Annotated in this window: 17 protein-coding genes; 6 read left to right on the forward strand and 11 right to left on the reverse strand. The window is 64.9% G+C overall.

Features of this window, described 5'->3' with window-relative positions:
• Positions 1-63 precede the first annotated feature (63 nt).
• Positions 64-1,707 carry an FAD-dependent oxidoreductase gene (locus ACTDXD_RS05375; RefSeq protein WP_440126139.1) on the reverse strand — a complete coding sequence of 548 codons (1,644 nt, stop codon included), beginning with the start codon at positions 1,705-1,707 and terminating at the stop codon, positions 64-66.
• A gap of 129 nt (positions 1,708-1,836) precedes the next feature.
• Between ACTDXD_RS05375 and ACTDXD_RS05380 the strand changes: the two genes are divergently transcribed.
• The gene (locus ACTDXD_RS05380) at positions 1,837-3,462 is read left to right on the forward strand and encodes an FAD-dependent oxidoreductase (RefSeq protein WP_440126140.1); all 1,626 of its coding nucleotides are present in this window, start codon (positions 1,837-1,839) and stop codon (positions 3,460-3,462) included.
• Complete coding sequence (locus ACTDXD_RS05385) at positions 3,459-5,042, forward strand: class I adenylate-forming enzyme family protein (protein ID WP_440126141.1); 1,584 nt, start codon at positions 3,459-3,461, stop codon at positions 5,040-5,042. Before ACTDXD_RS05380 ends, ACTDXD_RS05385 begins: the two co-directional genes overlap by 4 nt.
• Before the next feature lie 59 nt (positions 5,043-5,101).
• Here ACTDXD_RS05385 and ACTDXD_RS05390 read toward each other — a convergent pair whose 3' ends face one another.
• Complete coding sequence (locus ACTDXD_RS05390) at positions 5,102-6,898, reverse strand: NAD(P)-binding domain-containing protein (RefSeq protein ID WP_440126142.1); 1,797 nt, start codon at positions 6,896-6,898, stop codon at positions 5,102-5,104.
• Between the two features lie 206 nt (positions 6,899-7,104).
• Here ACTDXD_RS05390 and ACTDXD_RS05395 point away from each other — a divergent pair, with 206 nt between their 5' ends.
• Positions 7,105-8,511: an alpha/beta hydrolase fold domain-containing protein gene (locus tag ACTDXD_RS05395; RefSeq protein WP_440126143.1), complete on the forward strand. Its 1,407-nt coding sequence runs from the start codon at positions 7,105-7,107 to the stop codon at positions 8,509-8,511.
• A 2-nt stretch (positions 8,512-8,513) separates the two neighbouring features.
• On the opposite strand, the gene ACTDXD_RS05400 is transcribed toward ACTDXD_RS05395, so the two are convergent.
• From ACTDXD_RS05400 to mhpA, 4 genes are all read right to left on the reverse strand, one after another.
• Positions 8,514-9,092 (reverse strand): TetR/AcrR family transcriptional regulator, encoded by a 579-nt coding sequence (locus ACTDXD_RS05400; protein WP_440126144.1) that lies wholly within the window; start codon positions 9,090-9,092, stop codon positions 8,514-8,516.
• Positions 9,093-9,126: 34 nt separating this feature from the next.
• Positions 9,127-10,086 (reverse strand): enoyl-CoA hydratase/isomerase family protein, encoded by a 960-nt coding sequence (locus ACTDXD_RS05405; protein WP_440126145.1) that lies wholly within the window; start codon positions 10,084-10,086, stop codon positions 9,127-9,129.
• 27 nt (positions 10,087-10,113) lie between these two features.
• A complete protein-coding gene (locus ACTDXD_RS05410) occupies positions 10,114-12,522 on the reverse strand; it encodes a CoA transferase (RefSeq protein ID WP_440126146.1) in 2,409 nt (802 codons plus the stop codon).
• A gap of 137 nt (positions 12,523-12,659) precedes the next feature.
• On the reverse strand, positions 12,660-14,309 hold the full coding sequence (gene mhpA, locus ACTDXD_RS05415; protein WP_440126147.1) for a bifunctional 3-(3-hydroxy-phenyl)propionate/3-hydroxycinnamic acid hydroxylase MhpA: 1,650 nt from the start codon (positions 14,307-14,309) through the stop codon (positions 12,660-12,662).
• Between the two features lie 163 nt (positions 14,310-14,472).
• Here mhpA and ACTDXD_RS05420 point away from each other — a divergent pair, with 163 nt between their 5' ends.
• Entirely contained in the window at positions 14,473-15,174 is a 702-nt protein-coding gene (locus ACTDXD_RS05420) for an IclR family transcriptional regulator (protein ID WP_440126148.1), read from the forward strand.
• Positions 15,175-15,181: 7 nt separating this feature from the next.
• On the opposite strand, the gene ACTDXD_RS05425 is transcribed toward ACTDXD_RS05420, so the two are convergent.
• The 3 genes from ACTDXD_RS05425 to ACTDXD_RS05435 form a co-directional block, all read right to left on the reverse strand.
• Complete coding sequence (locus ACTDXD_RS05425) at positions 15,182-16,030, reverse strand: alpha/beta fold hydrolase (protein WP_440126149.1); 849 nt, start codon at positions 16,028-16,030, stop codon at positions 15,182-15,184.
• A complete protein-coding gene (locus ACTDXD_RS05430; RefSeq protein ID WP_440126150.1) occupies positions 16,027-17,037 on the reverse strand; it encodes a 3-carboxyethylcatechol 2,3-dioxygenase in 1,011 nt (336 codons plus the stop codon). Before ACTDXD_RS05430 ends, ACTDXD_RS05425 begins: the two co-directional genes overlap by 4 nt.
• A gap of 144 nt (positions 17,038-17,181) precedes the next feature.
• Positions 17,182-17,682, reverse strand: a complete 501-nt coding sequence (locus ACTDXD_RS05435) for a hemerythrin domain-containing protein (protein ID WP_440126151.1) — start codon at positions 17,680-17,682, stop codon at positions 17,182-17,184.
• Positions 17,683-17,930: 248 nt separating this feature from the next.
• Here ACTDXD_RS05435 and ACTDXD_RS05440 point away from each other — a divergent pair, with 248 nt between their 5' ends.
• The gene (locus ACTDXD_RS05440; protein ID WP_440126152.1) at positions 17,931-18,269 is read left to right on the forward strand and encodes a hypothetical protein; all 339 of its coding nucleotides are present in this window, start codon (positions 17,931-17,933) and stop codon (positions 18,267-18,269) included.
• 144 nt (positions 18,270-18,413) lie between these two features.
• On the opposite strand, the gene ACTDXD_RS05445 is transcribed toward ACTDXD_RS05440, so the two are convergent.
• The gene (locus tag ACTDXD_RS05445; protein WP_440126153.1) at positions 18,414-19,505 is read right to left on the reverse strand and encodes a zinc-binding dehydrogenase; all 1,092 of its coding nucleotides are present in this window, start codon (positions 19,503-19,505) and stop codon (positions 18,414-18,416) included.
• 118 nt (positions 19,506-19,623) lie between these two features.
• The gene (locus tag ACTDXD_RS05450) at positions 19,624-21,102 is read right to left on the reverse strand and encodes an ATP-binding protein (protein WP_440126154.1); all 1,479 of its coding nucleotides are present in this window, start codon (positions 21,100-21,102) and stop codon (positions 19,624-19,626) included.
• Positions 21,103-21,263: 161 nt separating this feature from the next.
• Between ACTDXD_RS05450 and ACTDXD_RS05455 the strand changes: the two genes are divergently transcribed.
• Complete coding sequence (locus ACTDXD_RS05455; protein WP_440126155.1) at positions 21,264-22,436, forward strand: acyl-CoA dehydrogenase family protein; 1,173 nt, start codon at positions 21,264-21,266, stop codon at positions 22,434-22,436.
• Positions 22,437-22,458 lie beyond the last annotated feature (22 nt).

A 22,458-nucleotide genomic window follows, 5' to 3' on the forward strand; every position in this document is an offset into this window, starting at 1 on the left:
GTCCGGCAAGTCAATAGACGATGCGTCCATCTTTTGACCGAATCGGCTTGTCCGTGCGTTCACTCAGGTCTGCGCCACTTCGGAGCGCGCCGGAACCTTGTCTGCGACAGCCGCCCGACCTGCGGCGATCCCCCACACCCCCGCGACCGCGAGGGTGGCTCCGGCACCGCCGTACACCATCCCGCTGGGATTGGCCATGACATTGCCCGCGGCATACAACCCCTCGATCACGTCGCCGTCGACATCGAGAACCCGCCCCTCGACGTCGGTGCGGGGTCCGCCTTTCGTGCCGAGCGCCGAACTGATCACCTCGACGGCATAGAACGGTGCCGTTCGGACCGGACCCAATGTGGCGCCAGGGGAATCCGGATCGCCCATCCTTCCACCGGGGAAACGATCGAACGCACTACTACCCCGCGAGAAATCCGGGTCCGCACCTTGCGCCGCGTGGTCATTGAAGCGAGCGACGGTGTCCGTCACCGCGTCGATCGGAAGATCCAGTGCTGCAGCCAGTTCCGAGATGGACGATGCTCGGGTGACCCACTCGGGAACCGGGGCCCCCGGGCGAGCGCCGAACACGCCGAACCGGTCGACGGTGGACTGGTCGAAGATCATGTACGCCGGAAGATTCGGGTAGTCGAGCCGTGACTCGTCGAGATGATGGAAGGCACCACCGAAGGCGTTGTAGTTCGCGGCTTCGTTCGCGAAACGGCGACCGTAACGGTTGACCATGATCGAGCCGGGGAGCGCGCGCTCGCGTGACGACAGCATCGCGACCGGCGACCCGTCGCGCCGGATGCCGGGGCACGGCACCGAAGGAGACCACCACGCCTCACGCATATTGCCTAGGCGGGCACCGACTCTCATAGCCATTCGCAGGCCGTCACCGGTATTGGTCGGTGCACCGATGGGACGCGTCAGCGGGCCGCGCAGAAAGTCGCGCACGAGGTCCGGGTCGTATTCGAATCCTCCCGTCGCAAGGACGACAGCGGAGGCCCCGACTGCGCGCACTCCGTCGGCGGTCTCGACCTCGACACCGTCGACGACATCGTCGTCGGTACACAGCCGCAGTGCCCGGGTTCCGGTCCGGAGGTCGACCCCGCGCTGGAGGCACGCCTTCAGGAGGCCGCCGACAAGTGCGCGGCCCAACCCTTCTTCCTCTGCTTCTGCGCGGGCAGCGAGAATCTCGGGTGCGATGACGCCCGTCCCGCCGCCGAGCGGCATTTCGACGAGCATGATGCGTTGGATGTCGCCGGCGATACGGTCGATCCACTCTTCGATCCCTGCGAATGAGAACAGTCCGGGCTCGAGGGTCCGGCCACCGCCGGGTTTCCCGCCGGGGTGTTCGGGGTGGTAGTCGGGATAGCCCTCGACGAGCTGAAGCCGTAGATCGGTGTACTCGTGCAGAAATTCGACGAAGCCGGGGCCACCGGAGATCAGTGCTTCGGCCAGCTCGGGCAGGATCATGCCGTTGGACAGGCTGGACAGATACGTCATGCCTTCCTCGAGCGAGTCCTGGACGCCCTTGCCTGCCGCGACGGGGTTTCCGGGAACCCAGATTCCTGCTCCGGAGAGGGCAGTGGTGCCGCCGACCAGGTCGGACTTCTCGAACACCGCGACGTCGGCACCCTCGAGTGCGGAGGCGAGCGCCGCTGTGAGACCGGCGGCTCCGGACCCGAGAACGATTACGTCGTACGTCTCCCGCATAGGTAACTCGCCCATCATCTCATCGCGTCGTGTTGTAATTATTGAACACCTGGTCTCTATTGATGCACGTTCGCTATGGTAAGCGGGATCACACCACCCCACAAGAGCCCACTCGAACCGGAGGCCGGAGTGTCCGAACCCGAAACATACGATGTCATCGTCCTCGGCAGCGGCGCTGCAGGACTCACCGCCGCATTCACTGCAGCACACGAAGGTGCGCGAGTCGCAGTCGTCGAGAAGAACAACCGGATCGGCGGCACCACCGCGTGGTCCGGAGGCCACCTGTGGATCCCGAACAACCCGTACATGCCCGGCATCGGCGCGACGGACAGCACCGACGACGCGATGACCTACCTGATGTCGCTCGGACGCGGCATCCTCGACGAACGCCTGGCACGCGCCTTCGTGGACGCCGGACCGAAAATGGTGCGTGCACTCGCCGACGAGGGCGGCGTCGAGTTCTTCGCCGTGCCAGGACTTCCCGACTACCACCCGTCCAATCCCGGCGGCAGGCCGGAGGGTGGCCGGACACTCGGGCAGGAACTGTTCCCCTTCTCCACTCTGGGCGAGTGGCAGGACAAGGTCGAGGTGACCCCCTACTACTCCCCCTACCTTCGGATGGACGAGACCGCGATCGGGTGTGCAGTCCCCAAGGCGCCCACCGACGAGGAGAAGGCACGTCGTGAGGCCGAAGACCTACGGGGCATGGGCGGGGGGCTCGTCGGCCATCTCCTGAACGCGTGCCTGCGCGTCGGCGTCACAATCGAGTTGTCGACAGCGGCACACGACCTGATCGTCGAGAACGGTCGGGTGACGGGTGTGGTCGTCGAGACCGCCGAAGGACGGCAAACCCTCCGCGCCACCCAGGCTGTCATCCTCGCCACCGGCGGATTCGAGTGGAACGAGGAATACCGCGCCGCATTCCTCCGCGGTCACGTCACGAAGCCCGCCTCGATCCCCACCAACACCGGCGACGGCCTGCGCATGGCGATGCGTGCCGGAGCTGCACTTCAGAACATGCGCGAAGCCTGGTGGATCCCCATCACCGAACTCCCCGCGGGCATCAATTCGATGAACCTCGAAATGATCAACGGTGACCGCACACGACCACGCAGCATCATGGTGAATCGCACCGGGCGGCGCTTCACCAACGAAGCCGTCAGCTACAACTCGGTCGTGGGTGCCTTCCACCAGGAGGACGTCACCGCATTCCAGTACGCCAACCTGCCCGCGTGGCTGATCTTCGACCACACCTATCTCACCACCTACGGATCTACCGGTCGGCCCTACACCGGCGCCACACCCCCGTGGCTGACAGAGGCTCCCACCCTTCACGACCTCGCTCTGGCACTCGGCATCCCCGGCGACGAACTCGAACGCACCGTCGAACAGTGGAACGCGAACGTCGCGGCGGGCAAGGACCCGCACTTCGGCAGGGGCGAGAGCGCTCACGACCGGTGGTGGGGCGACCCGTACAAGAAGGGCAGCATCGAAGGCACCCTCGGCCCGATCACGGACGGACCGTTCTACGCCATGGAACTGACCGCAGGCGTCATCGGCACCAAAGGCGGACCCAAGGTCGACGAGTATGCCCGCGTCATCGATCTCGACGGTGACGTGATCACGGGTCTGTATGCGGCGGGCAACGTCTCGTCGCCGACCGGCGCCTCGTACGGTGGCCCCGGCGGAACGCTCGGCCCCGCAATGACATTCGCCTGGATCGCTGGCCGGCACGCAGTCGGCGCGGACCGGTGACCGTGTCCGGCTCGATCGTCGAGGCGTGGCGCGAGCGGGTCGCCGCCGGACCGGGCCGCGCGGCGATCCGGTACTTCGACGGCGCGATCGATACCGCCGCCCTGGATTCGCTGACCGATGCGCTGGCCGCCGAGCTGCAAGCGCGGGGTGTGCGCTCAGGCGACCGGATCGGTATCTATCTGCAGAACATCCCGTACTACCCGCTGAGTCTGCTGGCCGTGTGGAAGGCCGGGGCCATCGCCGTGCCCCTCAACCCGATGTACCGGGGCGAGGAGTTACGGCGGCTGGTGGAGGACTCCGGCACCACGGGGATCATCGTCGCCCGTGGTACCGACGAGGCGACGCGCAACGCGCTGGTAGGAACCCCGGTACGGTGGCTGCTCTCGGCGTCGTCGCGCGACTTCCAGACGCGGAACGACCCTCGAGTGTTCACCGAACCGGATCCCGCGCCCTCCCCCGACGGCGACCTCACCACAGTTCTCGCTGCACGACGCGGTCAGCGTCCGACGCGAATCATGCACGACGGCGACGACATCGCGTTCATCACCTACACCTCCGGTACGACCGGGCCACCGAAAGGCGCGCTCAACACCCACCGCAATTTTCTGTGCGCGGTGGCGGGTTACGCCGAGTGGATCCGGTTCGCCGCCGGCGACGTCTCCTACGCGATCGCTCCGATGTTCCACATCACCGGGCTCTCACTCAACGCCGGGATCGCACTCATGAGCGATGCGACCCTGAGCATGAGTGGACGGTTCGAGGCGTCGGTCGCGCTCGACACCATCCGCGAGCACGAGGTCACGACGACAGTCGGTTCGATCACCGCGTTCAACGCCTTCTTCGGCGTCCCCGACGCAGGTACCGACCATTTCGCGAGCGCGAAGCGCATCTACTCCGGTGGGGCTCCGATCCCGCCCGCGACGATCGACGCCTTCCGCGACCGGTTCGGCGTGTACCTCCACAACATCTGGGGCATGACCGAGACGACCGGCGGGGGTATCGCTGTGCCGCCCGGTGTTGCGGCTCCTGTGCACAGTCCGAGCGGGACGCTCTCCGTCGGCGTCGCGACACGCGGCGTCGAGGTGGTCACGGTCGACGCTCAGGGACGCGCGCAACCACCGGGGCAGGAGGGCGAACTCGTCGTCACCGCGCCGCAGGTGATTCCCGGCTACTGGCAGAACGAAGAAGCAACCGAGCGCACGCTTCCGGGTGGGCATCTGCACACCGGCGATGTCGCCATCATCGACGACGAAGGCTGGGTCTATCTCGTCGATCGCATCAAGGATCAGATCAACACCTCGGGCTACAAGGTATGGCCGCGCGAGGTGGAAGACGTTCTCTACGAGCACCCTTCGGTCCTCGAGGTCGCGGTGGTGGGCGTGCCCGACGAGTATCGGGGTGAAGCAGTGGTCGCGTATGTGTCGCTGCGAGAGGGAGAGACGACCGATCCGGCCGAACTGGTCGCATTCGCGGGTGAACGTCTCGCCGCATACAAGCGGCCCCGCGAGGTCCACGTGCTCGAGGCACTCCCGAAGACTGCGACCGGCAAGATCCAGCGAGGCGCGTTGCGCGGACGATGAACTTCGGTGTTCTCGACAGCGATATACGCCGTTGAGAACACCGAAGTTCGGGTCGAGCCCTACGGCTTGCGGGTTTCCGGATCCATCGGCTCGATGCCCTCCTCTATCGCTTTGATCAGCAGCGCCGTGAATCGGGTGTAGAAGCGCGCCATCCGGATGAATCCTGTGCCGAACCAGAGTCCGGGTTGCGCCGATCGGCGCCAGGTGTTCGCGTACTCGCCGTCGGCGGCACGGCCGTACGCCTTGTCGATCTTCGCCGCCGCGGATCCGAGGACCGGCTTCAAGTGGCCCCAGAACTGGTGGTAGCCGGTCGCGAAGACGATCAGCTCGACGTCGTGCAGCTCCGACCCGTCGGTGAATACCACCGTCGTTCCGTCCTTGATTTCTGCTACCTCGACGCCCTGCTTCAGGCGGACGCGACCGTCGGCGATCAGCTGGGATGCCCCGATGTCGATCTGGTAGCTGTCCTTGCCGGACATGTGTGCACCGATGATCCCGGTGCCGTCAGGCCCCCAGTTGAGCTTGAATCCCTGGGATTCGAGTGCATCGAGCAGCTCCTTGTCGGCCGCCTTCGCGAGCTGCACGAGTTCCTTGTTGAACTCGTCGACCCGTTCGTTGGGCAGGGCGTAGGTCATCTGGTCGGCGAAGTCCGGCGTCAGCGTCATGTCTTCGGTGAACAGCGTCGACCAGTACTTGTGGTAGCTCGGGTAGGTGACGACGTAGGTCGACGTGCGCTGCACCATGGTGACGTCGGCGTCGTGTTCCCAGAGGTCGTGTGCGAGTTCGTGTCCGCTGACCCCCGACCCGATGACAAGCGCCTTCTTGCCCGCGTAGCGTGCGCCGTCCTGGAACTCGTCGGAATGCACTGCGACACCGCGGTATTCCGAGAGTCCGTTGATCTCCGGGATGCGCGGTGAACCGAACATGCCACCCGCGACGATGAAGTGGCGCGGGTGCAATGCGCGGATCGATCCGTCGCCCAGTTGCACACGTACGGTCCACCGCTCGGCTTCCTCGTCGTAGTGACCGCTCAGAAAGGTCGTGCTCGTCCACACGTTGAGGTCGAGTGTGGTGGCGTATGTTTCGAGCCAGTTCGCGAACTTGTCCTTCGGGGTATGCGCAGGCCAGGTCGCGGGAAGTGGAAGATACGGCAGGTGGTCGCCGTAGACGGTGCTGTGCAATGCGAGCGATGCATAGCGTTTGCGCCACGTGTCGCCGATACGCGCTTCCTTGTCGATCACCAGTGTGTCGACGTCGAGGGCGCCCAGCCTCGCCGCGAGGGCAAGGCCGTTGTGTCCTGCGCCGAGCACGAGCACGGTGGGGTCGCGGTCCTCGAACGACGTCTCGCCTCGGCGATCGTCGGCCCAGCGCGTGCGGCCCGGGACGACGCCGTAGACCTTGCCCTCGGGGCGGCGGTGACGGGTGGCCTCCGGAAATGCACTGAGCGCTTCGACCTGGGTTTGCAGCGTGAACGCGACGAACCGCGACCCATCACGTACGAGCCGGACGAATCCCCGGTCGATCCGGTCGTTGGTGGTGAAGTCGAAGAATCCCATGACGTCGTCGCCGGAGAGGAAGGGCTGCTGCTCGTTGTTTGCCGAGAAGCCGGACGCGCTCCACTCCTTGGCGAGCTCGATCAGCCGACCGGCAGTCTGCTCGCCGCCTACGGCGTGGTGGAAGTCCCACGGGAAGGCCATGAAGTCGCGCCACGTGGCATCGGGATGCAGGCATGCCCCCAACTCGACCTCCGAGCCGTTCTCGATCGCTGCGGCGAACTCCGCGAGCCAGGCCGCGAAGACCTCCGTCGCATTCGGAGCGTCGATCTGAGGGGCTGAGTTCTGCCGAGCTTCCGTCATGACGTGCGGCTCCTTCTCGGTCTGATGAGTGATCCGAAGGCTTGTGTATTTAACGAACACTTTGGTTCTATATACACACATACTGGTCGAGTGGTCCGCTCTCCGTCAAGAGTCACGGGCGGAACCTTGTGGCGCCCAATGCCATCAGATACCGTCGAGTTGCATTTACTACACACTGTTGTGCACTATTCGAGACAGGGGATGGGATGGCGAGCAACGACTCCCATGAGGTGGGGGCCGGGCTGATCGTCCGAACCTTCGCGTCGCAGCATGCTCCCGCGGGTCGATTTCTGCTGCTGATCCTGACCCGCGACAATTCGCACACCTACCGCGAATTCGCCGACGACGGCCTCGTGGTGGTCGAAGTCCCCGTTCGCCCCGACAGCGCACTCGACGACAGCGACCGCGCCCTGCAATGGGCCCGCTCGGTGGCCGCCGATCACTTCGGTGCCGATCCGAGCCGCATCGCCGTCCTCGACGCGCCGGAAACGCATCCTCTTGCCGCCGAACTCGCAGAGCGCGTACGGGCCCGACATGAACCCGCACTGGTCGTCGACACACTCGGCCATACCGACCTCGCCGGATTCGCGACGGGCCTGCACACCCGCATCTCCTCGCTTCCGGTGTTCGAGGGCCCCACCGAGCCCGCCGTCGCGGTGCATCGCAGGGTCGAACCGGCAACACTCGCACAGCTCGACCACCTGACCCGGTGGGACACCACGAGCATCGACACCATCCGCGCTTCCTATGCCAAGGTCACTCCCCCTAGCGTCCCGGCGAACGACCGAGTCGAGCGGGTCGACGACGTCGTCCCCGGCACCGCCGAGCGACCAGGAATCCCCGTCCGCTGGTACCGGCCTCGGGACACTCCGGGCCCTCTCCCCGCGGTCGTGTACTTCCACGGCGGTGCGTTCATCATGGGTGGCCTCGACGAGAACGATGATCGGCTCGACCTCCTCGCCACCGACATCGGTTGCGCGGTCGTGTCGGTCGACTACCGTCTGGCACCCGAGAATCCCTACCCCGCGGGGCTCGACGACGCCGAGACGGTCTGGCGTCACCTCCTCGCGAACGCCGACGCACTCGGCGTGGACCCGAGCCGCCTCGTCATCGGCGGCGCAAGCGCAGGCGCCGGACTCGCCACCGCGCTGTGCATCCGCCTCGCCGAGATGGGCCTGCCCCAGCCCGCATTGCAACTGCTGGTCTACCCGATGCTCGACGACCGAGAGCACGGTTCCCTCCTTGCCCTCGAGGGCGGCGCCGGGCATTGGGGTCTGTGGCGACTCGAGGCCGAACGTCACTCGTGGCGGGCGTATCTCGGCGAACTCTCCGGCACGACACCACCGGCAACAGCCGCGCCCGGCCGAGCCGAAGCAAACGAATTGCGCGGCACAGCACCGGCATTCATCGGTATCGGCGACGTGGACGCGCTGCTCGACTCCAACCTGCACTATGCCGCGCAGCTGTCCCGCGCCGGCACTCCCGTCGAACTCCATGTCTACCCCGGGGTGATCCACGGCGGGTTCGTCGCCCGCCCTCGCACACGCCAGACCCGGCGTTTCCTCGACGACGTCTACGCCGCCTTGCGCACGGTCTTCGAGACCGATACCTGACCTCAGCGCATCGCGGCCAGCAGTGCATCCGACATCGCGTCGATCGCGCGCTCACGCTCGATCTCCCACCCCTGGATCAGCCAGAGATGCATGAAGTAGTCGAGCATCGAGTAGAGCATCGCGGCACTGAGACGCAGCTGCTCCGTGGTTGCCGACGTCTTGGTGCGCGACCATTCGACGACCAACTCCTCCATCGTGCGCATGTGTTCCGCGGCGAACTCCGGATCGGCTGCGCGCGCCTCGTGCAGCGTCTTGTAGAGGATCGGCGCCTCGAGATAGAAGTCGACCATCCGCTCGAAGAATTTCCGCACCGATGCAGCCTGCTTGTGTCCCCAGTTGAAGCCGTCCTTGGTCTGCCACTCGACCATCCGCGCGTCGCGAAGATTGCGCAACACGGTGGCCTTGCCGTCGAAATGCAGGTAGAAGGTTGCTCGCCCGATGCCGGCCCGCTGCACGATGTCGTCGACCGTGGTGGCGAAGTAGCCGCGGTCGGCGAACGCCTCCAGGGCGGCATCCAGGATGCTCTGCCGGGTCAGGTTGCGTTGACGCTCGCGCATGGACAGTCGTGGAGTTGTGCTCATGAGTCGGTGATCCTAACCGGGACCGCAACAGTGACTAGGGGCGCAGCCGTGCGGCCTTGCTGAGCCTGAACTCGGGGGGAAAATTCTCGTCGTTCGCCTTCACCGAATTCGTCAGCCCCGCCTCCATCATCTCGGCATCGAGATGGAACTCGTGCTCGTCCGGACGGACGAGCCGCCCCATGGACTCGACCATACCGGTGAGGAGACTCCCCATGTACTCACCTTGATGCTGCTTCATCATCCGGAAGAACATCTTCTGGATCACGACGGTGTCGGTCGGACGGTTGCGCGCGCACGCCTTCGCGTACGTCTGTACCTCGTCCTCGAGGTCTTCGCGGGCCACGACCTTGTTGAGGAAGCCGCACTCGTACATCTCGTCGGCGGTGAACGGTCGGCCGGTGAACACCATCTCCTGAAAGCGCCGTATTCCCATTGTCATCGCCCATGTCCACATGCGCGGGCCCCAACCGACGTAGCGGAACGCTGCGTGTCCGAACAGTGCGTCGTCGGACGCGATGACGAGGTCGGCGTCGGCTGCCTGGTAGAAGTGCCACCCGTAGCAGTAGCCCTTGACCTCGACGATGCTGATCTTGTTGAACTCCTGCAGGCTCCGGCAGCCGGATTGCGCGTCGGCGAACCACGGCCCGTAGTTGCCCATGTTGCGGTACGAATCCTTCGGCGGATAGACGACGTCGGGGTCGTCGATCCGGAACTCCTTGAGGCGCTCCGCCGAGTCTCCGTCCTCGATACCGGCCATGAAGTCCGGCAGGTCGACCCCACTGCCGAAATCGTCTCCTTCGGCCCGCACCACCAGGACTTTCACGTCGTCGTCGATGCTCGCCCGGTGAAGAAGGTCGGCGTAGCGCAGTCGCGCTTCGACGGTCGGAGCGTTCAGACGGTCGGGCCGGTTGAACGTGATGGTCGCGATCTTCGAGGCCGGATCCTTCTCATAGAGGATGATCTCTTCGGCCGACGGCGGTTCACTGTTCGACATGTGCGCTCCTCGAGTTCAGTACTTGATTCACCGAGCGGGAGCCCGGCCGATCACGCCGTCTTGTTCCAATGCGCGCAGGTCGTCGTCGGTGACACCGAGCGCTTTCAGTTCGTCTTCGTTGTGTTGCCCGAGCAGCGGTGCCGGTCGCTGCGTAAGACGGTCGGGCAGTCCGGTCATGGTGAACGGCAGGGTGCTCTGCCGGTAGCGACCGACGACAGGATGTTCCATGTCCTCGAAGAACCTCCGCGTGCTCAGCTGCTCGATCTCCGTCTGGCGGTGCGGTTGCATCATCCGCGCAACAGGGACACCTGCACTCCACAGGAGGTCGACGATGAACTCGGAGTCCCGTTCCTCGCACCACGCCTGTATGAGTTTGTCGATCTCGTCGTGGTGCTCGAAACGCCCTGCACGGTAGGAGAACCGAGAATCCTCGAGCTCCGGGATCTCGCTCAGCGCTTCGACAAGCGCACCCCACTGAGTGTCGTCCTCGACGGCGAGCGCAATCCAACTGTCGAGCCGGCCGAACTCGTCGACGTCCTTGGTCCGGTACAACCCTTGCGGAGCGGCGTCCGGCCCTCGGTTGCCCTGTCGCGTCAGGATCGACCCGGTCGCGGTGTACTCGATGATCTGCTCGGCGGTGATACTCAGTGCCGCATCGATCATCGACGCTTCGACGAGCGCGCCCTCGCCGGTGGCCGCTCGGTGTTCGAGCGCCAGCAACAGGCCGTACACCGCGTGCATACCGGCATTCGGGTCTCCGATGCAGGAGGGTTCGAGAGGGTTGCTGTCGGGGTATCCCGTCATCCAGGTCAGGCCCGCGGCGTCCTCGATCGAGTAGGCGAATGCGGCGATGTCGCGCCAGGGGCCGTCGAGTCCGAAACCCGGCATACGCACCATCACGATGTCGGGCCTGATTTCCCGTACCCGCTCGTAATTCAATCCGGCCTGATCGAGGACTCGCGGTGTGAAGTTCTCCACGAGGACATCGCAGGATTCGATGAGACGCTCGAGCAGTGTGCGCCCTTCATCGGTGGTGAAGTCGATCGTGACGCTCTTCTTGCCTGCGTTTCCGCCGAGATGGATAGGTGAATGCTCCCACCACATTTCGGTGTCACCCGACACACCGCCGACGAGTCGGCCACCGTCCGGCCGCACAACGGACTCGAGGTGTATGACATCGGCGCCGAGCAAGGCCAGCAGATGAGTCGAGGTGGGGCCTGCCCAGAAGGCCGTCATATCGAGCACCCGCAGTCCGGCGAACGGCAAGTCGATACCGTCGCCGTCGTGGTGTGTGCGCATGCGTCCGGTCAGGTCGCCGTGTGCACCGAGAGGCGGAGACGGCTGTGGCGCAGACCAAGTGAACGACGAGATCCGGAAGGGCTGGCGAGGCTGCAGGAACTTCCCGTACGGGTTTTCGACGAATACCTTGCGCACTTGGAAGTGGTCGAGTGCGGCAACGTTGCCGGGATCAGCGACGGGAGCGTTCGGGATTCGAAAGGCGATCGCCAATTCTCGGATCTCGTCGACGGTGCGCGCGGCGACCCATTCGGCAATCAGGGGCGCCACCTCGGCCGGACGGGACATGATGGCGTCGTCCTCGATCCATTCCGCATGATCCATCATCACGTAGAGGTCTTGACGCTGTTGCAGCGTGCCACAAGCCATTCCGACCAGGCCATCGGCAGCCTGCTGCACGCCGGGGAGCACCAGTGCCCGCTCGGTGCGCCACGGTCGCTCCATCACGTCGTGGTAGGTGACTGGGTAGTACGTCAGGCTCAGCACGATCGCCTCGAGCATCGACAGGTCGATGAGGCACCCACGACCCGTGAAACGCGAATTCACACGTCCGGTCAGTGCCCCGATGGCGGTGTAGGTGCCGGTCACGAACTGCCCCACCCGGCCACCCACCTGAACCGGCGCGCGATCAGGCGCGCCACGGCCAAGGCCGACGATCGCACCGGACCACGCTTGGAGCGTGAATTCGGTTGCAGCCCTATCGCTCCACGGGCCTTCCAGCCCGAAGGGGCTGATCGACACGACGACGAGATGCGGATGGTCGGAGTTCAGCCGCCTCGGATGCAGTTCTGCGATGCTCGCGAAGGGCGAGTCGGACGACCAGATGACCGCATCGGCGCTCGCAAGCAGACACGCGACCTGCTCTGCGGCATCCGCTCCCCCGGGGTCGATGACGAGGCTTTCCTTGCCGCCCGCCAGGAACTGGAACAGCGGACCGCTCTCGCCGTCCCCGATCTCGGCACCCGAACCGGACCAGCGTCGCAGCGGGTCGCCGTCCGCGGCTTCCACTTTCAGAACCCGTGCACCGCCGTCTGCCAGGAGCCGGGTCCCGTATCCGCCTGCGACACCGACGGACAGGTCGACGACGACGAAGTCCTCGAGCGGAAGCTGTTCGGTGCGGCTGTCCTGACCCTTGTTCATTCCCGATTCCTCACGCCCGTCGGATCAGCGGCCACTCAGTTCGATAGACGATGCGTCTTGTCATTGGACACTGTTCCCCAACAGAGGCACCACCGTCAAGCAAATAGTCGAACCCTCTACCGAAATGTCGGCGCTCGTCAGCCCGCGGCGGCGCCCGACGGGCTGTCGGCCACGAATTTCTCCATGTGCAGTGCGCTCAACAGTCGCGTCGACAGCAGACTCGCGTCCTGCGCGATGCCTGCGGCAGCGACGAAGCGGTCGGGCCGCAGGAACAGGACCGACTCGCGGTGCACGTCGAACCACGCCTTGAGCTGCCCCGGATCGCCGACCACCGTCACGCTCTCGTCGTACGAGGTCTGCCCGATCTGGGCCGCAGGAACGACGGCGACGAGTCGCGCGCCGATCTTGCACCACGCCTCCACGCTGGGCTTGTCGAGCACAGCGGTGGGATCGTTGTTCCAGCAGAGCACCGCGAACCAGTTTCCGAGCGCCTCGTCGAGCAGGCACCGGCCGTTCTCGGTGACGACCTCGGGTTGGATGAACATCCGGCCGACCGGCGAATCCTTACCGGGAAGCGGCACCACCGCTCCCGTCTCGTATCGCGGCATAGGCTTGAATCGCATCTCGAGGATGTAGCGCTTGAGAGTGGGGAGCGCCGCCGCCGCGCGAAGCACCCGGTCGCGCAACCAGGCAAGACGCGTGTCGCGCACCGAGATCACCCGTCCGACCATGGTCGACAGGTCGATCATGGCTCGGGCATGCCCGCGTCGCTCCGCGTCGTAAGTGGTGAGCAAGTCGGGGTCGGCCTGCCCGGCGCACACCGCAGCCAGCTTCCAGCCGAGGTTGACCGCGTCGCGCACACCGCTGTTGTATCCCTGCCCTTGCCAGACGGGCATCAGGTGGGCTGCGTCGCCCGCGATGAAGATGCGGCCGCGGCCGAACTCGCCCGCGATCCGCGAGTGGTGGGTGTAGATGCGGTACGCGATTATCTCGGCATCCTCCGGGCGGGGGATATGCAGACCCAGAAGTGTGCGCACGAATCCGATGTCGTCGACCTCGCTGTCGTGTTCGTCGTCCATGAGCATGAACTCGAAGCGCCGGATGCCGTGGGCAATCGAGATGGAGGCATACGGCCGCTCGGGGTCGGCGCCCACATAGCTGTTCGGCGAGCCGAGGGGATCATGGGCAAGGTCGACGACGAGCCAGCGCGTGGACGAGGTGACACCGTCGAATGCGGTTCCGATGATGTGGCGGGTCCGGCTCTTCCCTCCGTCGCAGCCGACCACGTATCGCGCACGCACCTCGCGAAGTGCGCCGCCGTCGAGGAGTTCGACGACGACTCCGTCGCCGTCTTCGCGCAGGGACTGCATCGGAGTGGACCAGCACACCTCGACGGTGTCGAAACGTCCGAGACCTTCGAGGAGTTCTGCGTCCACGAGCGGCTGGACGAAGCCGTTGCGTCGCGGCCAGCCGAACTGCGCCTGGCTCGGTGCCATCTCCGCGAGAAGATCACCGTCGCCGTTGACGAATCGCAGAATCTGATTCGGAATCAGGTGTTGTTCGACTTTTCCTGCCAGCCCGATGCCCTGGAAGGCGCGCATGGACTCATCGTCCAGGCCCACTCCGCGCGGGTAGTCGATGAGGACATCGCGCTCCTCGGCGATGAGAACCTGCAGGCCCCGGGCACCGAGGATGTTCGCCAAGGTGAGCCCGACGGGCCCTGCTCCCACGATGAGCACATCGACGGCAGCCAACTCCGACGCGGATCGTTCTCGACCGTCGATCACGGGCATTCCCCTTGCATCAGTGTGTTGTAATTATCGAACACCGAGCTTCTATATACACACGTACTATGGCGAACGCGGCGCTGTAGTGTCAACACCGCCCGACGCAGCTGAAGTGCATATACTGAGTTCCATGTTGTATTTGTTGCTCACAGGTCTGCGCTGAATGACTACCTCGAACGGGCGCGAGCAGCCTGCACCCCAGGTCGGAAGCCGGACGCTGGCTCGCGGACTCACCGCACTGCTCGCCGTGGTGGACTCCCCCGACGGCATGACCGTTGCGCGCCTCGCCGCTGAGCTCGACGTCCACCGCTCCATCGCCTACCGAATCCTGCAGACATTGCGCGACTTCGGATTCGTGACACACGGATCCGACGGCAGCTACCGTCCCGGAGCGCTCCTCGCCGCCCTCTCGACGTCCTACCTTCCGGCGTTGCGCGAGATCGCCACCCCGGTGATGCGGCGCCTCGCCGACCAGGCCGGCTGCACCGTGCACCTGTTCGTCGTCGAGGGTGAGGAGGCCGTCTCGATCGAAGTGGTGGAGCCTGTGACCGTGCTTCAGCACATCGCTTTCCGCGCCGGAATGCGGACGCCGCTCGATCGCGGAGCCGCCGGTTACGCACTGCTGGCAGCGGGCCCCGCACTGGCGGGCGAGCCCGAAGCTGTCGCCGAAGCACGGCGGCGCGGATACGCAACGAGCTCCGGCGAGGTCGAGTCCGGTGCCTACGCCGTCGCCGCCCCGATCGCGAACTCACACCCCGCGGCGTGCCTGACACTCATGAGCCATCGCGAGAATCAGCTGGCCACGGCAGCGCCTGATGTCGTGCGTGCCGCAGGCGAGATCGCCGCGGCCGTACTCGAGGGCTGAACGACTTCTACGCGTCGCCGGCGAGGAAACCGATCACGGCCTTGTCGCAGATCTCCTGCTGCTCCCACTGCGGCCAGTGCCCGGCACCGTCGATGAAGAGGAACCGGCCGTTCGGCATCTTGTCGGCCATGTCCATGCCTGCACCCGCAGGACCGGACGGATCGTCGCTGGTCCAGATCACCAGCGCAGGTGCAGTCACCGCTGCCAGGTCGGCGTCGGTGACCATGTTGCGCCGGCGCACCTGGGGATCCTGCAGGCACAGGACGTGTCGCATCGACTCGGCGAACCCCGGCTGCGAATAGATCGCGCGACGGCACCCGACGAGTTCGTCGGTCACACTCGCCGGATCGGCCATGAGCCACTCGAGACGCGCTCGAATGCGTTCCTCCGAAGGATCGTCGGCGGCAGCCTGACTCAAGTCCCTGATCCGCGCCATCACCTCCGGCGACGCCATGGTTCCCCCGGGCGTGTTGAGCACGATGCGGTCCAGTCGCTCGGGGTGCCTCACCGCGAATTTTATTGCCACCCAACCACCGAGCGATTCGCCGGACACGTGCACACGATCCAGACCCAAGTCGTCCAACAGCGCGGCGAGGTGCCCGACATAGGCATCGATTTCGAGATCGCGATCGGTCGGGGTCGTGTAGCCCTGACCGGGAAAGTCGTATGCGATGACGGTGAAATGCTCGGAAAGCGCAGGTATGTTGCGCGAGAACGCCTCCAGATGCCCGCCCGTTCCGTGCATGAGCACAAGGGCGGGCCCGGCACCTGCGCGCAGTACACGGGTCCGCCACCCGTCGATCTCGCGGTACTCGATCGTGTGTGCCACCGTGCCGAGGTCGTCCCAGATCGTCATTGCGCAGATAGCTCCTTCGGTATTGCAGTGGTGACCGGTATTGCAGTGGTGACCGGTATTGCAGTGGTGACCGGTATTGCTGTGGTGACAGCGAATCCCGCGAACCACTCCTTGACGGGGCGGTAGTAGCGACGCGTCATCGCGTATTCGCCCTGAGTGGACAACGCGGCGTACGCGGCAATCCAGGTGCGGATCTCATGGGCAGAGTGGCCGCCCTCCTCCGCGAACCAGTCGGTCGACTTCCCGTCGAACGCGGTGGTGTCGCCGGACTCGAAGGCGTCGAGAACGAAGGCATCGAACTCGGGATTGAGGTCGTGGAAATCGGTTGACCCCGACGAGAATGCGCCTGCTGCCGCCACCGTGCGGGATTCCCGGATCCGGCGTTGCTCGGCAGTAGGATTGCGCCCGTGCGTGATTCGTTCGGCAACTTCCGGAGACGCATTTTCCATACGGGGCACGGGCGGGTCGTGCGAGAGGCCACCCGACCCGACGATCAGCACACGTCTGCCGGACTCCGCCATGGCTCGCCCTGAAGCCTCTCCCAGCAGGCGTGCGCGACTCGCCGGGCCGAGCGGCTCGGCCACACAGTTGATGAACACCGGAACCAGGGGCGGGAGCTTGTCCATGGAACCGAACAGGAACAGCAGCGGCTGAACGAAGCCGTGGTCGACATGCATCGACTCCGACAAGGCAACATCGACACCCGACTCGAGTGCGTGTCGCGCGAGGGCGTAGGCGGCGTCGCGGTCGACGGGCAACGACCCCTCGGGTAGCCCGTAGTCACCCACGGATGTCGCTGCCGCACCCACACAGAACGGCGGCATCAGCTCGTACAGGAATCCGTTGTAGTGGTCGGGGGCGAAGACCAACACGAGCTCAGGATCGAATTCCTCCACGAAGGCGCGCGCGCCCGCGAGCTGCGCGTGCACTTCGCCGACGATCTCCGCCGCTGGATCGTGCAGGCCGATCAGCGGCGAGTGCGACGAAGCGCAGAGAGCAAGCGGCATGGCCACTCCGTTCATCGTCCAGGCGAATCCCAATGTGTGCGATATGTACACACTGGATCTCGGTATCTACACGCGAGACAGTAACACTCGCCCCGTGGACGTTCAACGAAAAGGATCCGGGCGACCTCCGGACAATTTCCGCTTCTAACTCAGGACCGCATCGACCGCCTTCTTCAACGCCGACGGCTGCACAGGAGAGGTGGGCGCGTTCTTCCTCAATTCGATCATTCGCTCACCGATCTCCTGAAGTTTTTTGCGGCCAAGGGCTTCCCGCACCTTGGGGAACCACTCCTGCTCCTCTTCGTCGATATGGTGCTCGACGTTCTCGATCAACACAGTCGTCTTCGCGGTGAATCTCTCGTCCTCGGGCTCCATCGTCGCCAATTCCATCACCAGCACATCCGCGACGTGATGCTCCTCGTAGGATTCGAGAATGTCGTCTTCGACGTCGGGGACCAGCTCCCGCACTTGCGGATACATCCCTTCGTTCTCGATGTAGGTGTGCACGGTCAAGACTTCGATGATCTTGTCGACGATCCGCCCCTTCTGCGCTAGCGCGTTCGGTCCCGCAGCACGAAAATCGCGAAACAACTTCCGGATCTCCTTGTGCTCCTCTTTCAGGAGCACGATGGCATCGGTCGTCATGAGCACCTCCACACGAATCGCTCGGCCACGCCGGGCTGCGACGGGCATTTTCATATTCCCCGGAGCCCCGCCGCCGAAACACATTCGCATCCCCCGCCTCCCGACGAGGAACGCCGGCCCGAGTCACCCGAAGCTGAACGGTTGTCCGAGTAGCGAAGTGTGAACAGGTGATATACAAAAGCCTACATACTTGTGAATCGCATCACATCTTGACTCGAGAAGGTCCCATGACGAAATGCGCCCCTGACATGCCCCTGCGCGTATTGTTCCTCGGCATTCCGACCGACCCTGACGAGCTCACACGGTGGACACAGCTCCGCACATCCATTGCCGTCGCCGGCATCGAAACCACATGCAGTCTCGAACTCCACGACGCGGATTGCGTCATCGTCACCGAAGATGTGCTCGACGGTTTCTGTACCGCAGCCGAAGCAGCCGCGCTACAGAGACTACGAGGTCAAGGCGTCACATTCTTGTGCGCAGCGAAGGATCAGGCCGGCATCTTCTCCGCACTCCACGCACTTTCCACAGAGCTCGACGAACCCGGAGGCTCGCTACCGCAGAGTCCGGAAACCCGGGTGTCGTGAGGGCCCCTCAACAGAACGGGTGAGGCCGGCTGCGCTGCTGAACCGACTCACCCTGACCGGCGCACCTTCGGCCGAAAGCGTCCCGGCTACAGAAACTGATACCCGAACTACGTCCGAATACCTACGTCCTGGCACATTTATTTGTCACCGCGCATGCCCCTCTGAGCGGACTCGACCCCGGTCGGCCAGGGGATACATCACGAGTTTGCCGACATGCCTGCGGCGGCCGAGCTCTTCCTGGGCCCGGGCCGCCTGGGCCAGCGAATAGGTTTCCGCGATCACGGGGCGGACTCCACCCTTCCGAGCGAGGTCCATCAACATCGTGAAGTGAGTGGGAGTGTGCATGCTGGAGCCGATGATCCGAGCATTGTGAAGATAGAGACGGCGCACATCGAAAGCGACGTCGTGTCCACCGAGCGCTCCGGCGACGACCCATCTGCCGCCCTCACGAAGCAACGGGAGCCCCGCACCGAGAAGATCCCCCGCCACCACGTCGAGCACTACGTCGATCCCCTCACGAGAAGCGGCACGGACCTGCGTGACGACGTCCTTCGCGCGGTCGATGACCTCGTGAGCTCCCGCTCGCCGTACGGACTCGACCTTGGATCCGCTACTGACCGCGAGCACCCGCGCACCGCGGGCATGTGCGAGTTGCACGAGCGCCAGGCCCACACCTCCGGAGGCGCCGGTTACGAGGACGGTGTCGTCACCGGTGACCTCACCTCGTTCGATCATGCCCAGCGCGGTGCCGTAGGCAGTGGGGAGTGCGCAGAGCTGGGCATCCGAGAGCGGCGAATCGGTGACCTCGTGCACCTGACTACTCAGTGCAGTGACGTACTCGGCATATCCACCGTCGCGTTCGCTTCCCATCAGTCCGATCGGGTGCGCGTCGGGGCCCTCGCCGTCGTAGATCGCCGGGTCCACCACCACCCTGCGACCGATCTTGCCCGAATCCCCGCCGGGCCCGACCGAGACGACCACACCGGCTACGTCTGCGCCCTGGATTCGCGGGAAGTCGATGGGACCCCGCCAACCCGAGAGTGCGTCCGGGTTTCCCGGTGCACCGTAGGAACCTTCGCGAGTCCACAGATCGGTATTGTTGAGCGCCACCGCACGAACCTCGACCAGCACTTCCCCCGCGTCCGGCACCGGTACCGGGACCCGGGCGACCTCCAGCACCTCGGGTCCACCGTGCTCCCTGATCCGCACCGCCGTCATTTCATCGGGAACACCCATATGCCACACTCCGTTCCAGTACCGACTCGTTCATCTTCGGGGAGGGATCACCTCGGCCGCGTCGGCTTCCCGATATGCACCGACTCGGACTCCGGCATTCCGGTCACAAGCATCATGTCTACCGGCTCGTCCTCGTGATCGGCAGCCGCAACCGGACCTCGGTGCCGCGGGGTTCGTTGGTGAGGAACCGGATATCGCCGCCGTGCCGTTCGACAATGTGTTCCGACAGGATCAAGCCGAGCCCCGATCCGTCCTGCTTCGCCGAGAAGGCACCCGAGGCCAGCCGATTCCCCGGGGCCCTCTCCATCCCTCTGCCTTCGTCCGACACCGACACGCACGCCCACTCCTCGTCGCGCCAGGTGTTGATCTTCAACTCCTTGACCGCAGTAGTGGGCAGCACTATCTCGTCGATCGCGTTGAAACACAGATTGATGATGACCTGTCCGATCAACACACTCTCACCCTGAACGGGCATGGGCTCGTCCGTCGGATCTACGCTGACGTCCACGCCTCGCTCTGCGGCCCGCAGCCGGACGAAGTACAGACTCTCATCCACCACTGCGTTGAGGTCCAGTGCAGACATCGTCGACTCGATGCGCCGGACGTAACGTTTGGCAGACGCCACGATCTCCGCGGCACGGCTCAATTGCTTCTCTGCCATGTCCAATCCGTACGAAAGCTGCTCGCGATCGAGTGTGCCTCCCGCGACACGTGCCTTCAGTCCGCTCAAGTAGTTCGACGAAGCCGCGAGGGGCTGCCCGAGTTCGTGAGCAAGGATCATCGCCATGTCGCCCATCGCGTTGTAGCGGCTCAAATACTGGAGGTTGGCCACCTGGTACTCGTGCCGCAGTTCGAGTTCGACGCGTTCGGTGACGTCGCGGACGGCCAGGACACGCGAGACGATGCCGTCGTGCACGACGTCCTCGAGCTCACCGGCCAGCCATGTCACGCTCCCGTCCGCTTTCGTGATCTTCTGCGTGATCTTGACCGATCCGTTTCTGGACGCAAGTTTCGCTACCACCGGCTCGGAGTTCAGCGCAGGATCGCACCGACCCAGGTCTTCGAGATGAACCCCCGTCAGCCGATCCGGTGTGGAATGGAACAGCCGCGCGGCGAGCGGTGAGATGTCTTCGATGCAGTTGTCGTCGTCGAGCACCAGAATTCCGGCCGACGTGTGCGTCATGATCCGCTGCAGGGACTGCGACACCCAGCTGAGTTCCTGCTGGATTTCGACCTCCTCGGAGATGTTGCGGAACTCGACCATGATCACCGGACCATCCTGGAACTGCATGAGCGACGCGGTCGCATCGGTGAGGAAGTCGACACCGGCCTTGGTGCGGTACTTCCACTGTCGGCGACTCGACCCGTGCACCACGGCGGACTGCAGCCATGCGACACCGAGCGCTCGACGGTACTGCCGTTCCTGGCTACTCATGTGGTGCGCCTTGAGCGGACGCAACTCCTCGAGCGTGAATCCGAACATCCGGCATGCGGCGGGATTCGCCCACAGAATGTTCTTCGACGCGGCCTCGTGAATGAGAATGCCCGTCTGCGTCCGTTCCGCCATTGCCTGGAAGTCGCGCCGAGTGGGGAACATCGATCGACACCTCCTGGACCATGACGGCCCATCATCGAACGCGATGCGTCCCATCCGCCATAAGGAATTACCTTATGCCCTCGGGAGAAAACCCCGATACCGCCGTAGCCGCCGCGTCCATAGCGTGTTCATCAGCGCGAACACGAGCGAACGGAGACGACATGACGATCCCCAGCACCACCGAACGGATCGCGGCCGAGCCTGTGGGCGCGGCACGGGACCGTGCATTCGACGATGCGCTCGAAGTCCTGCGCGACCGACGCGACGAGTTCAACAAGCAGCACTTCGTCCCACCCGATTACATTGCCCTGCTCAAGCGTGCCGGGATGTATCGGGCGTCGACACCGGCGCAGTTCGGTGGTGAACCGATGGATCCGTCGTCGTTCATGGAGCTCGTCGAACGGATCTCCGCGGTGGACCCCGCCACGGGCTGGGTCGCGAGCTTCGGGTCGTCTCTGGTGTATTTCTCTGCGCTGCCGATCGCGACGCAGGCGAAGATCTACGCCGACGGACCGGACCTCGCCTACGCCGGTGGCCTGTTCCCGATGCAGGAAGCCGAGAAGGTGGAGGGCGGCTACCTGTGCAGTGGGCTCTGGCAGTTCGCGAGCGGATGCCGCGGCGCCGACATTCTCGGCATCGGCCTCGCCGGCGGCCCGGATTCCAACGGTATGCCACTCACCGCGCTCGTGGACCCGGCCGACGTGGAGATCGTGGAGAACTGGGATGTTGCCGGAATGAAGGCAACCGGCTCCCACGCCGTCCGCGCAGACAGGCTCTTCGTGCCCGAAGAGATGACCTTCGTGCGCGGCGGACTCCCGCAGGTGGACGAGCCGATCACCCGCTACCCGATGCTCCCGTACGCGGCACAGGTCCTTGCGGTGGTGACACTCGGGGCGGCACGCGGCGCCCTCGACTACGTGCGTGAGGTGGGTTCGGCCCGTTCCAGCATCACCGGCGGAACAGCCAAGGGGAACCGCCCCGCATACAAGACGGGCCTCGCGAAGGCCGAGGCCGATCTGCGCTCGGCGCGGGCGTTCTTCTACGAGGTCACCGACGAGGTCTGGGAGCTCGCCGTATCGGGCGCCACCATCACCGACGAACACAAGGCGTTGCTCCGATTGGGTGCGACCCAGGCCGCGCATGTAGGCCGTGATGTGGTGCTCACCGCATTCGATCTCGCGGGCACCGGCGCGATCTACGAGAGCCATCCGCTCCAGAGATATCTGCAGGACGCGCTCGTTCCGGCCCAGCACGCGATGCTCCAGACCAACACCTTCGAGGCCGCCGGTTCGATCCTGCTCGGACTCGACGCCGGTATCCCCAGTTTCCCCTGACCGGGCTCGACCCCAACCGAAA

It is taken from the genome of Rhodococcus sp. SJ-3, assembly GCF_051918125.1.
Lineage (GTDB): Bacteria > Actinomycetota > Actinomycetes > Mycobacteriales > Mycobacteriaceae > Rhodococcus.